At 43.5% G+C, this 12,037-nt stretch carries 16 protein-coding genes; 8 read left to right on the forward strand and 8 right to left on the reverse strand.

The window, feature by feature from the left end; all coding sequences use genetic code 11:
• The first annotated feature begins 78 nt into the window (after positions 1-78).
• On the forward strand, positions 79-1,425 hold the full coding sequence (gene argA, locus N483_RS15395; RefSeq protein WP_023399641.1) for an amino-acid N-acetyltransferase: 1,347 nt from the start codon (positions 79-81) through the stop codon (positions 1,423-1,425).
• A gap of 51 nt (positions 1,426-1,476) precedes the next feature.
• Here the strand turns inward: argA and N483_RS15400 are convergent, their stop codons facing one another.
• Entirely contained in the window at positions 1,477-2,172 is a 696-nt protein-coding gene (locus tag N483_RS15400) for a VC0807 family protein (RefSeq protein ID WP_023399642.1), read from the reverse strand.
• Between the two features lie 204 nt (positions 2,173-2,376).
• Between N483_RS15400 and N483_RS15405 the strand changes: the two genes are divergently transcribed.
• The 3 genes from N483_RS15405 (at position 2,377) to sdhD (ending at position 3,549) form a co-directional block, all read left to right on the forward strand.
• On the forward strand, positions 2,377-2,625 hold the full coding sequence (locus tag N483_RS15405; protein ID WP_023399643.1) for a hypothetical protein: 249 nt from the start codon (positions 2,377-2,379) through the stop codon (positions 2,623-2,625).
• Between the two features lie 211 nt (positions 2,626-2,836).
• Complete coding sequence (sdhC, locus tag N483_RS15410; RefSeq protein ID WP_036976394.1) at positions 2,837-3,217, forward strand: succinate dehydrogenase, cytochrome b556 subunit; 381 nt, start codon at positions 2,837-2,839, stop codon at positions 3,215-3,217.
• Positions 3,208-3,549 carry a succinate dehydrogenase, hydrophobic membrane anchor protein gene (gene sdhD, locus N483_RS15415; protein ID WP_023399645.1) on the forward strand — a complete coding sequence of 114 codons (342 nt, stop codon included), beginning with the start codon at positions 3,208-3,210 and terminating at the stop codon, positions 3,547-3,549. The genes sdhC and sdhD overlap by 10 nt, the downstream gene beginning before the upstream one ends.
• 18 nt (positions 3,550-3,567) lie before the next feature.
• On the opposite strand, the gene N483_RS15420 is transcribed toward sdhD, so the two are convergent.
• The 3 genes from N483_RS15420 to chrA form a co-directional block, all read right to left on the reverse strand.
• Positions 3,568-3,864, reverse strand: coding sequence for a hypothetical protein (locus N483_RS15420; RefSeq protein WP_036976396.1), 297 nt, complete (start codon positions 3,862-3,864; stop codon positions 3,568-3,570).
• A 194-nt stretch (positions 3,865-4,058) separates the two neighbouring features.
• Positions 4,059-4,214, reverse strand: a complete 156-nt coding sequence (locus N483_RS27030) for a hypothetical protein (protein WP_023399646.1) — start codon at positions 4,212-4,214, stop codon at positions 4,059-4,061.
• A 145-nt stretch (positions 4,215-4,359) separates the two neighbouring features.
• Entirely contained in the window at positions 4,360-5,505 is a 1,146-nt protein-coding gene (chrA, locus tag N483_RS15425) for a chromate efflux transporter (protein ID WP_023399647.1), read from the reverse strand.
• Between the two features lie 113 nt (positions 5,506-5,618).
• Here chrA and N483_RS15430 point away from each other — a divergent pair, with 113 nt between their 5' ends.
• Entirely contained in the window at positions 5,619-6,539 is a 921-nt protein-coding gene (locus N483_RS15430; protein WP_023399648.1) for a LysR family transcriptional regulator, read from the forward strand.
• A gap of 40 nt (positions 6,540-6,579) precedes the next feature.
• On the opposite strand, the gene N483_RS26675 is transcribed toward N483_RS15430, so the two are convergent.
• Both N483_RS26675 and N483_RS15440 read right to left on the reverse strand, forming a co-directional pair.
• Positions 6,580-7,341, reverse strand: a complete 762-nt coding sequence (locus tag N483_RS26675; protein ID WP_023399649.1) for a spondin domain-containing protein — start codon at positions 7,339-7,341, stop codon at positions 6,580-6,582.
• 96 nt (positions 7,342-7,437) lie between these two features.
• Positions 7,438-8,370: a LysR family transcriptional regulator gene (locus N483_RS15440; protein WP_023399650.1), complete on the reverse strand. Its 933-nt coding sequence runs from the start codon at positions 8,368-8,370 to the stop codon at positions 7,438-7,440.
• 113 nt (positions 8,371-8,483) lie between these two features.
• Between N483_RS15440 and N483_RS15445 the strand changes: the two genes are divergently transcribed.
• The 3 genes from N483_RS15445 (at position 8,484) to nth (ending at position 10,417) form a co-directional block, all read left to right on the forward strand.
• On the forward strand, positions 8,484-8,702 hold the full coding sequence (locus tag N483_RS15445; protein WP_023399651.1) for a hypothetical protein: 219 nt from the start codon (positions 8,484-8,486) through the stop codon (positions 8,700-8,702).
• 3 nt (positions 8,703-8,705) lie between these two features.
• Positions 8,706-9,635: a sodium-dependent bicarbonate transport family permease gene (locus tag N483_RS15450; protein ID WP_023399652.1), complete on the forward strand. Its 930-nt coding sequence runs from the start codon at positions 8,706-8,708 to the stop codon at positions 9,633-9,635.
• Positions 9,636-9,748: 113 nt separating this feature from the next.
• Complete coding sequence (nth, locus tag N483_RS15455) at positions 9,749-10,417, forward strand: endonuclease III (RefSeq protein WP_023399653.1); 669 nt, start codon at positions 9,749-9,751, stop codon at positions 10,415-10,417.
• A gap of 211 nt (positions 10,418-10,628) precedes the next feature.
• On the opposite strand, the gene N483_RS15460 is transcribed toward nth, so the two are convergent.
• Both N483_RS15460 and N483_RS15465 read right to left on the reverse strand, forming a co-directional pair.
• On the reverse strand, positions 10,629-11,321 hold the full coding sequence (locus N483_RS15460) for a tellurite resistance TerB family protein (RefSeq protein ID WP_023399654.1): 693 nt from the start codon (positions 11,319-11,321) through the stop codon (positions 10,629-10,631).
• Positions 11,322-11,559: 238 nt separating this feature from the next.
• On the reverse strand, positions 11,560-11,790 hold the full coding sequence (locus N483_RS15465; RefSeq protein WP_023399655.1) for a helix-turn-helix domain-containing protein: 231 nt from the start codon (positions 11,788-11,790) through the stop codon (positions 11,560-11,562).
• Positions 11,791-12,037 lie beyond the last annotated feature (247 nt).

Here is a 12,037-nt window from a genome sequence, read left to right on the forward strand (position 1 = left end):
ATTTTGAATTTTAATTCTCTATGATGGGGTTGTTTTGGTAAGTTAAATTATTGGCACTTTTATAAAAGGTAAATGCTCGTGCGCACGACCGAACTCGTAGATGGTTTTCGTCAATCAACTCCTTATGTAAATGCTCACCGAGGGAAAACTTTTGTTGTGATGCTAGGTGGTGAAGCTGTTGATCAGCCTGGATATCGCAGCATTATTAACGATGTGGCGTTGCTGACCAGTCTTGGTATTAAAATTGTGTTGGTGTTCGGTGCTAGACCTCAGTTTGATACTGCGTTGGCCAATGCGGGTATTCACAGTGAATTTCACAATCATATTCGAGTCACTGATGGAGATTCACTCCACATTATCAAGCAAGTGAGTGGGGCTATGCAGCTTGATATTACAGCCATGTTATCAATGTCTCTGAGTAGCACACCAATGTCAGGAACATCACTTAATGTGGTGAGTGGGAATTTTGTAATTGCGCAACCAATAGGTATTGATGAAGGGGTGGATTATCACCATTCTGGTCGAGTGCGGCGTATTGATGTAGAGGGTATTCGACACCAACTTGATAATAACAGTATTGTCTTACTCGGCCCCATTTCGGCCTCGGTAACAGGAGAAAGTTTTAATTTAACTGCCGAGGAAATTGCAACGCAAGTCGCACTGCGTTTAGATGCGGATAAGATGCTTGGTTTTTGCCATGAAGCCGGTATCTTGGACGAACACGGTGAAGCCATTGCTGAGTTAATGCCCAATGAAGCTGAGCTGTTACTGGCCCGTGGAGAAACTTGTAATGCACCTTGTAAAAGTGCAGCCGTGTTTTTACAGGCCTCAATTGATGCATGTCGTGGCGGGGTACACCGCTGTCATTTAGTCAGTTATCGAGAAGATGGTGCCTTGTTGCAAGAGCTTTTTTCACTTGATGGGATCGGTACTCAAATTGCGCCACAGAGTTCAGAGCAACTGCGAAGCGCCAGTATCGCTGATATCAATGGCGTGCTTAACTTAATTCGCCCTTTAGAGGAGCAGGGTTATCTAGTTAGGCGCTCTCGTGAGCAGCTGGAAATGGAAATAGAGCAATTTACTGTGATAGAGCGTGATGGGGTGATTATTGCGTGTGCTGCGTTTTACCCTTTTTCGGAGGAGCAGGTAGGTGAATTTGCCAGCCTTGCTGTTCATCCACAATATCGAGATGCCGATCGGGGCAGCTTTTTACTGCGCACTGTCATTAATAAAGCGCGCAGGCAAGGGTATAAGGCCCTGTTTGCGCTGACAACACGAAGCATTCATTGGTTTTTAGAACAAGGCTTTGATTGTGCGGGTATAGAAGACTTACCAGCAAAGAAGAAATCACTTTATAACTACCAAAGGCGCTCTAAAATTCTTAAGTTAGATTTAACTCGGTTGCCTAAAAACCGATTGTTATAAAAAACGGGGCTGAAAGGCCCCGTTTTGCGTAATAACGTGAAATGTATTGCGCTATTGCTCAATAAACATCTCTTCCATTTTCAACCCTGTGAGCTTTTTCAGCGAGTTAATTAGGTAGTACAGGGCAACAAAAAAGATCACCATGGTGGGTAATACAATAACCGGATAACTCAATGCGGTCATACGGCCTAATTCATTGTTATATGCTTCAGTCCCAGCTGGACTAACGACAATCATTTTAGCGAGCACATAATTGAGTACGGATGATAGGAAAAAAGATCCAGCAAGAATATTAGACGCAACAATTTGCACTTTGGGTAACTTATCTAAATTCCCTTTTTCTTTTAACGCGGAGTCAATTTTGGGAATGTCCATGACGTTTTCATTAAACAGCATGGTTTTAAGCAATGGGTACTTGGTATACTGACTGACCACAATCGCAACCCCTATCACCCCAGGGATCAAGGCTTCTTTAATGGCGATATATTTGGCGTCGAGCTCGAGAAGGCTAATCCCGCCAGTTAATAAAACAGAGACAATACCAAGGGCGGAAATAAAGTTAAACTTCCCCGTTTTTTGGCGCTCCCAAAGACCAAATCCAACAGGGAATGCCAGTGCGACTACGACACCCAGTGACGGCCCTAAGTGCTCTTCTCCTGAAAAGCGCGTCAAAATAATCACTGGAAGAATAATATTAAAAAGCATCTGGCTAAAGAAGCCAGAGGGTTTGTTGTCGGGTTCAGCCATTGATACCTCAAAAAATAAAATGCATTAATGCCCAGAGTGTACGGCAAGAGGGGGCTGTGCGGCAATCCCTATACGCCATAGTGGTAATATTGCAGAGCACGTAGCTGGCAAATGGATTGCGAGATATAATAGAGCCATTAATGTTTATTTTGAGTTTAATTCATCTCAAAGTAGCGTGAATAAGTGTATAGAGAGTTAAAAACCATGATCAACGACCAAGAAGAAATCAGCAGTTTAGCTGAATTAGAAGCATTTTTACTGCTAGTGGAAAACGGCGGGTTAGGCCTTGAAAACGTGGCGGGAATTGCACTGGCAACCCACAATAGCAATGGTCACCCATTCGTCGCAGTACTTGACGACAAACATCAACTGCTACTAGGGCGTTGGGTTACCCAAGACGTATTTGAGAACGGTAAAGAGTTGGTACGTACTGGACCGAAAAAAACACATTGATGGCTTCGGTGAGGGTGGGGGTCTATCCTCACTAACTCACTCCCCTCATGGTCGTCATGATCAACTCATTGATACGAACCTAATATACACAAGTTAATTTGGTTCCTATTTCTCTTCGCATACCCACCCTTACAAGATAATATTTTACTACATTTGTAACTGGTAATGATTTGCGTTAGCATTTATGTACATTTGCATTTGGGTATTTAATATGAAAAGAGAACGGCCTACGAATCTGGCAATTCAGACTATGGCGTTACCTATCACGGCGTACGCGTCAATTTTACACCGTGTCAGCGGCGTAATTGTTTGGATGGCATTGGTTGTTTTATTACCGCTGCTTATCTTCGCACTTCAATCGACACACAACTTTAGTACATTAACGTCTTTATTTACCGAAAACTTCTTGATCCAGTTTATTGTTTGGGGCCTGTTAACAGCATTGGGCTATTACTGCTTGGGTACAATTAAGCATATTATTCAAGAGTTTGGCTACTTTGAGGAGCTTGCCAGTGGCTGCATGATTTCACGGGTTGCTATTGGTTTGGGGATCGTATTGAGTATCGTAATTGGAGTTTGGATATGGCTATAACGGGAATTGCACGCTCGGGAACAAAGCAGTGGGTATTACAGCGTATTGGCAATGCACTGATCGTTGCATACAGCATTATGTTGCTTGTATTGCTGTTCAATGCGCCTATTTCGGATCACCAGAGTTTGCGTGATTTTCTAGCGCCAACTTGGTTCAAAGTGGTGTCTACGCTGTGTGTGAGTATTTTTGCTTTGAATGGCATGCTTGCCGGGTGGCAAATAGCTGGTGATTACGTTAAAGGCACCGGCGCAAATAAGGTATTTAACACACTGTGTGTTATTTTAAGTTTAACAACCATTGCTGCGGTGATTAAACTGCTTTGGTTATCCTGATTTGATCAACCAGCTATGCTAGTGCTCTTCTTCTAAGGAGAAGAGCAAATCTAGCCCAGGTAACAACACACTGACAGCCAGTAGAGCTGCACACAATGCCCAAGCATAGCTCAATTCAGTATGCGTCTTTACCAGCCAAGAAACGCTGCTACTTAGCCAAAAAACATTAATAAGCATAATACTAAAATTGGGTCTTAGCGGCTTGGCACAGTATTTACAAGTCAAGGGCTCGCGATTCAGTAAAGCGATACGCTCGGTTAGCTTGAGTGGCTTATTACAGCAGGGGCAGGTTCGAGTAGCAAAATCTTTAAACATACGCGTAGACTTGAATGATAATTGTTATCATTCAAGTCTACGCGTATTATGGAATAATTAAAAGCCCAATGAGAAATTTATTGTGTAGTAAGGGGCGTTTTTGTGTTTCAGTTGGAGGGGGAGTTGTGGTTGGTTTTGACTGCGTTAAAACGGGTAAGTAGCGAAGGTGAGTTTCCTTCGCTATGATGATGGTGTTACGCCGTAGTACCTGGGCAGGCAAAAGCGAGTTTGGTTGGCAAAGGCATATCACCTTGTCTACCACCTGCAATGATTGCTGTGGTATGTGGTGAAATCGCCTCGCTGTGTTGAGACAAATTCTTAAGTTGCTTTTTATTAATTTTTGTTTTCATAAAATATTCCTTATTTATGTTGTTATTTGAAACAAATATACAATTTCATGTTTGTAATTGAATTGCAAGCCTTTTAAGGCCTTTAAGTACAATAATAAGTAGCTGAAAATGCAAATGAAGACATCCGTGTCTCCCGTTTAATTAGTTAAACAAGTCCAGTCACGATCCCGGCCAATATAAAAGTTAACACCAACCAAATGATGGGGAGCTTGAGTTGTTTCAGTAAGAAAAAACCCACCAGTACTAGCGCAATATCATAGGGAGCGAAGACCGCGCTGACAAATACCGGCTGGTACAAAGCGGCTATTAACAGTCCCACTACGGCGGCATTAACGCCATTGAGAGCTCCTGCGACGTGCGGCATTTGCGCGAGTGTTTGCCAGTTTTTTAGCACTGCCAACAGCAGTAAAAAGCCAGGTAAAAACACGGCGATTGTTGCAATCAGAGAGCCTGCAATCGGGTTGTCTGGTAGTAGTTCATAGCCGATATATGTTGCAAAAGTAAACATTGGACCGGGTACAGCTTGTGCCGCGGCATAGCCAGTTAAAAAGCTATCTTGGCTGAGTTGATCACCTACGATGTTTTGTAATAGAGGCAGAACAACATGACCACCACCAAATACTAGGCTGCCCGCTTGATAAAAATCATTAAACAGGGCGACCGAGGGCATGAGCTTTGCGGCAAATGGCAGACCAATTAAAAGTGCTAAGAATAAAAAAAGTGGGGTGTAACTCGGTTTAAAAACTTGGTTTGTTGGTTTGGGTTGCGTCTGTTTTAAATAATGTGCACCGACCATAGCTGCAAGTAGTAAGATCCCAATTTGCACTGAGATACTTGGTGCGATGAGTAACACCGTCGCTGTTAAAATACACAAACCAACGGTAAGGGTGCTTTTGCAAAAGTTTTTGTACATACCCCATGCAGCGTCGGCAACCACGACGACAGCAAGCAATTTCAAGCCATGTACTACGCTCTGAAAGAGGTCATTTTGGGTGATTTGGCTGGCAACCACAGCTAAGCCAATCATGATTAATATCGACGGTAGTGTGAACCCTAAAAAGGCGGCCAAAGCGCCGGGCAAGCCTCCTCGTTTATAACCAAGAGCAAAGCCCACTTGACTTGATCCCGGCCCTGGTAAAAATTGGCTGAGAGCAACTATTTGGCCATACTCATGGTCATCGAGCCATTTGAGTTTTTCAACAAAGGTTTGTCTAAAATAACCGATATGTGCAGCGGGTCCGCCAAAGCTAACCCAGCCAAGCAAGAAAAAGAGTTTAAATATGGTAAACATGTTGAGTGCTTTTTTGGATGCGAGTTTAATTCATGCCATTAGGTTAAAAAATGCATTACAATTAATCAAATTAATAGTATTGATTGTTTCTATGAATTATATGGGATGTTTGGGTGAGTTTTAGTGACGTACAGTGGCGTAATGTAGATCTGAATTTATTGGTGGCCTTTGCGTATTTATATCGTTACCAAAGTGTGAGTGTTGCAGCACACAAAAGTTGTGTTAGCCAATCCGCTATGAGTCATAGTCTTTCACGACTGCGCTCGCTGTTTAACGATGTGCTATTTGAACGGCAAGGACATAAAATGGTGGCCACCGAGCGTGCGCATCTCTTGGCACCAACAATCACCAAACTACTAGATAGTGTAAGTAACGACCTTTTGACGAGCACACCATTTAATCCGGCAGAGTATGCAGGGGTGTGCCGTATCGGGCTAACCGATTATGCGGAATTTATCTTTGCTCCGGCGATTTTTGATGCCATCCGTAAGCAGGCACCGAAGGCACAAATTAGCTTTATCAATGTAAATCGAAGTAACTACGTCACTTTGGCAGAGCAAGAGAAATTGGATATTGTCATCGGCAGTATCGCAAAGCCTGATCCCGCTTTTTGTGCTCATCATCTTTACACTGAACGGCACGTATGTATTGCTGATCCTAGGCATGTTGTATGTGAAGAAGGGCTATCTGCAGCGGCATTTGCACAGGTTGAGCACGCCTTGGTCAGCCCCGATGGACAGTTGACAACGGGCGTTGACGACACGTTAAAAACGCTAGGGCTCACACGCAGAGTCACTGTGGCCACGCGTAACTTTATGACTATCCAGAGTTTATTACAGGGTCGAAAATTAATCGCCATAGTGCCAAAAAAGATGGCTGATATTGCATGTAAAAACAGCCGGCTGCGTCATTTTGAGCCCCCCATTGTGGTGCCCGATTTCGCCATTGCGATGCTGTGGTTTAACCGCAAAGAAGGCGATGACAAAAATGTGTGGCTCAGAGCCCTATTACATGACTTGCTGGCAAGTGCATAAATGATAGCCACCGTTGACTAACCGTGGCTATCTTATGAGCCTATTGCATTAAAGTGATCTTGATAAATCCAATATTCTCTCCACTTGTAAAGTGAACGCCATTTGTAAAGTCAGTATCAGTGCGTTCACTGCTGAGTAAAGTGATGGTGGCTTGTGGATCTGTGGGCGAATCAGCGGCGCTAAATGTCGCGCCACTGTCACTGCCAGCATCGTACACTTTAAGTTGGATAGTTTGTTCATCTACCCACTGATTATCATTAAAAAGTAACAAGCTATCGATCCCAATAAACCAGTCAGGGCTGGGAGCAACCATAGAAACCACACTCAGATAAGGGAAAGACTGGCTTGCCTCAAATGTCATTGAAACACTTTTACTGCTACCTGAAATGCCAGATTCATCAATTAAGTAACTCGAATTACCCAGATTTTGTATATCGCTTATTTCATTTCTAAGTAGTGTCTTTGAGCCAGTTTCTGCCATGCTGGCAATCCCCGCGCTCGCCGAGGTTTCTCGCTGAAAAATCCGCCCTTGTTCATTGTGTGTGAGGCCGATAACAGGTGAGAAGTGAGTACCGCTGGGGTAATTTGTCGGAAAGTTGCTGCGCTCCCAAGTACGGGTAAATGTCAGCTCATAAGTCACTGTATTGGCAGGTGCAGGCGTCGTGGTTGTTGTAGAACCAGTGGATGTATTGGTGGGTGTTGTTGCGGCTGGCGAATTTGTTGGAGATGACGAGGAGCTGCCGCCGCAAGCAGTTAAGCCCATAACCGTACACAGTATTGCCAATTTGAGTGGATTTATCATAATTGAGCCCTCAAGCGAATTAAAGTTGCCTGTCACACAGACCTTAATAACAGTAGTTATATTTCACTTATTCTGCGTTTTTTTTGCACAAAAGTGCTAAATCCTGATCGCGTTTTGCATAATGGCTCTGCCTTCGGTTTCAACATAGGTGAGAAACACACTGGCAATGGGGGAGAGTGCTTTTCGCTTGGTCCAAGAAAAAGACCACTTGGAGCGAATCGGTAGTGACTCGACATTGATCACGTTGACATCATGTATCTCGCCAAATGCGAGGGTATGCGACGAGAGTATGGAAACCCCTAAACGTGACAGCACTGAGTGGATAATGGCCTCGTTACTGGCTATGGTCATTTTGATATTGGGTGTAACATCTTTGTTTTTGAAAAAAGCTTCGGTTGCAAAGCGGGTCCCAGATCCAGACTCACGGATCAAAAAATCTTCTTTGCAAAACGCCTCTAGCGATACGCATTCTTGTTGGCTAAAAGGATGAGAAGCTGGTGCAATGGCAACCAGATCATTGGACATAAATTCAATCACTTCCAAATCTAATCCCTCTGGTAAATGACTAAACACATAAAAGTCATCCAACCCTTGTTCAAGACGCTCTATTACCTGCTGTCTGTTGGCAACCGTAAACTGAATATCAATATCTGGATAACGCTCGCAAAATGGCCCAAGTAAATGGGGGATAAAATATTTTGCGGTGGTTGCGCTGGACAATCTGAGTGTGCCGGCTTTGAGCCCACGCATATTGGCAAGGTGCATGTCTAATTCTTCGCAACTTTGCAATATTTGTTTTGCCGTAGAAACGGTTGCTAGCCCGGCATCGGTAAATTTCAGCTGTTTTCCTACTTGTTGATATAAAGGGAGTCCGATAGCCTCGGCTAATTTTTTAAGCTGCATTGAAACCGTTGGTTGGGTTAAATACAGCTTTTCGGATGCCGCTTTAACACTGCCGCCTTCATGCAAAGCAAGCAAAATTTCGAGTTGTCTAAAGGTGCCGATGTGGGCATGTAATCTGGAAGCCATATATCCTACTTAATTATCAAGTTAGATTTTTATCTATGGTTATCATAGTTACTATCTATTTTTATCTATGTTGTGACTTTTGTAAAATCTTCAAAAATACAGAGGAGAGAGTTATGGCATTTAAAAGTTTGGTGTTATCCCTTATAACGAGCTTAAGTCTGTTGGCGTTTTCTTATTTGAGTAACTTACTCGGTCATGGCGGCATTGGGTTTATTTTATTGGCCGTACTTCTCTTTACGTTGTCAATTTTTAGCGTGTTAAAATCTTCACCTAACAAAGCTCAAAAATCGCAAAGCACCTCTCATTCTTCTCGTTTAGCTGAGGTTAAGTAATCCATGATAGACGCGGTTGTTGCTTTTTTTATACTGGGTATCCTAGCCCAATTATTAGGTGCAAAACTCTCGTTCCCAGAGGGTCTGTATAAGACATTAAGCCTCTTTTTGATGGTGGCTATTGGCCTAAAAGGCGGAATAGCACTGCAGCAACATATTGACCCCGCACTGCTGACAATGTCTCTTGCCGTTGTGGCGTTTGGACTACTATTGCCGTTGGTGGCGTACCCGCTATTACGTTATTTTGGTCAACTAGATAAGATCAACGCCGGTGCGATTGCGGCGCATTATGGCTCGGTCAGCGTAGCAACTTATGCTGTGGCTGTGGCGCTTTTAGAAGCCGCGAATATTGCCTATGAAGCCTATTTCCCGCTGTTTGTGGTGTTACTTGAAATGCCTGCAATTGTGGTTGGTTTAGTACTTGCTAAAGGGAATATAAAGGTTATCAATCGCGCGTTTGTGAAAAAAGAACTGATAGCCAACCAGAGTATTTTGTTAATGGTAGGGAGCTTAATCATCGGCTTTGTCGGTGGTGAGAGCGTGCAAAAACTCACGCCTTTTTTTGTCGAGTTATTTTCCGGTGTTCTGGCTCTATTCTTATTAAAGATGGGCCTAGTTGCGGGTGAGCAATTGGGCACATTAAAAAAGAACAGTATATTTTTAATTAGCTTCGCGATTTTAATGCCAATGTTAGGTGGCCTAGCAGGGACAGGTCTTGGCGTGATGTTAGGGCTCAGTGCCGGTGGACTTGCGCTAATGGCGGTGCTTGGTGCCAGTGCCTCTTATATCGCGGTGCCAGCTGCAATGAAAGAGAGCTTACCTGAGGCCAATGCTGGGATGTCTATCACAGCGTCACTGGGGATCACTTTTCCGTTTAATGTGCTACTTGGTGTGCCTTTTTTCATTGCTTTAGGGCAATATCTCGGTGCTTAGTCAAATGTACAATGTGAAGTAAAATCGAGAAATTGATGTTTTATGCTGACGCAGCTGTGGCGTCAGTGTAAATTAGGCGCACTGCAATGAGAAAGTAACCTAGGCTAGCAAGTGTGTCTGAAAAAAATCTATTAAAAGCTGAGCGTGTAGCATATATATTGACAGAGCTTCAATCTCGTTACCCTGAGCCTCCAATCCCCCTTGATCACAAAGATCCGTATACATTATTGGTTGCGGTTTTATTATCAGCGCAATGTACCGATGAACGTGTCAATCAGGTAACACCGGCACTGTGGCAACTGGCTGATAATCCATTTGATATGGCAAAACAGTCGGTTGAGGATATAAAAGCGATTATCCGCCCATGTGGTTTATCACCACAAAAATCCAAAGCGATTAAAAAGTTGTCAGAAATTTTAGTCGCTGAATATGACGGGATTGTGCCTGAAGATATGGATACTTTGGAAACCCTACCGGGCGTTGGACACAAAACCGCAGGTGTTGTGATGTCGCAGGCATTTGGCGTGCCCGCTTTTCCTGTTGATACCCACATTCACCGTTTGGCACAGCGCTGGGGTTTAACCAGTGGTAAAAACGTGGCGCAGACTGAAAAAGACCTAAAGCGACTATTTGCAAAACAGTATTGGAATGACCTTCATCTGCAGTTTATTTACTATGGTCGCGAGTTTTGTACCGCCAGAGGGTGTGATGGCACTGTATGTCCTATGTGCACCACCTGTTACCCAAACCGTAAAAAGCCCAAAGTGGTTAAAAAGCCATAAGTGTGTTGTTGCAGGTTATAAAAGGTTATTCCCTCTGTGTTTATAGTGGAATGACCCGAGTTTATCTGCTCAGTTTTAACTAACTTAGAAAGGGTAAGCCATCCACACTTAGGCGTGCTCTTTTGTGTACTTTGTTGAGCAAATTCAAGTTTAAAAGAGTCACGCCTGCTTAGCTAATTCCTTGGTAAATAATCAATATGATTGTTTTCCACTATAGCGTATCAAGTTGTTGATGGATGCTATTGACCAACTCGCGAGGCAAACAAAGCTGATTGGCTAGCGCTTGCAAATACTGTAAAGAGACTGCCTGTTTAAGGTCAATCGCGCTCGCACTTGCTGCATATACTTCAATACCCGTTTGTGCGTTTGGCACCGCTGCCACTAATTCGTTAAGGCTCATAGGTGCTCTTAACTCATCAAACAACATGGCCTTCTCTTGTACGCTTAAGGTCATGGTTTCGACTTGCGCAAATATTTTTTGCCGTTCAGTCTCATCGATATGGCCGTCGGCATATGCGGCAGCAATCATTGCCCGCATGAGTAACAGTTGCCCTGAACCCGTATCATCTTCGACAACTTGTTCGAAGCTTTGTTCGGGCATACTTGCAGGTTGAAAATCAAATGTCCGATGAGAGTGTGAACGTTTTGCCATCGCTTGTTCATATGCTTGGCTGTCGCGTTGTTGTGATGCGGATTGAGTTTGTTCGCTGTACTGTTTGTATGCTTTCCAAGCGAGCCCACCAACAGCTGCTAAGGCACCATATTTAACCGCTTTTTTGCCGGTTTTTTTACTTTTTTTACCACTTAATAGGCTGCTGACCCCGCCTCCGGCGACACCACCTAAAAAGCCGTTCAGTGCACCAGATTTATTCAAGCCACTGACTAACTTTTGTAATTCTTTCATCGCGTTCTCCATTTGCTTTTACCGTTTTAGAGTAGGGGAAAGCATTGTCATTGAAAATAGCAAATTTGTTACAAATCGATTCAGCAATACGACGCTTGTGCTCAGGGGGAATCTATAAATTCATCATGCGTTTTTAGTCGCTGTTTACTAACGAATACAGGCCTAAAACATCAGCGCATTCATACTGTGGCTCTATTTAGAACAAAAACGACTTTATTTCGCAGTTGAGTGCTGTAGTTTAAATGGGTTGATCGCTCAATAAATCTTTTACCGGGATTTGATAGAAGCGAGCCAGTTCCCGTGCAGTTCGGTGGTATACTTTGCAGCCGCATTCAGCGCGTTTAAGGGTTGCAATGGAAACACAGAGTGCTTTCTCTTGACATGCACATGCGAGCTTTTCCTGACTTAACCCCAAGTCACGGCGTAGCTGTTTTAGAATTTTACAATCCAGTTTTACCCTGCCATCCATAATCTGACTCCTTGAAAAAGGGATGTTAAGACTAGCAACGCGCGGTGATTTACGCCAATAACTGAGGTGAAGTTGGGTGTGCGGATTAGTGTACAAAGATGTCAAAAATGTTGCACAAATTTACGGCATTTAATCTGATACCAAAGTGATACTAAAGTGATACTAAAGTGATACCAACAGGCCGCCCAATTACGCCTAGACTAGTCGCATCTCAAGCAACTCCGAGGTATGGAGTATCTCTTTCTCA

Origin of the sequence: Pseudoalteromonas luteoviolacea NCIMB 1944 (assembly GCF_001625565.1) — a bacterium.
Taxonomy (GTDB): domain Bacteria; phylum Pseudomonadota; class Gammaproteobacteria; order Enterobacterales; family Alteromonadaceae; genus Pseudoalteromonas; species Pseudoalteromonas luteoviolacea_F.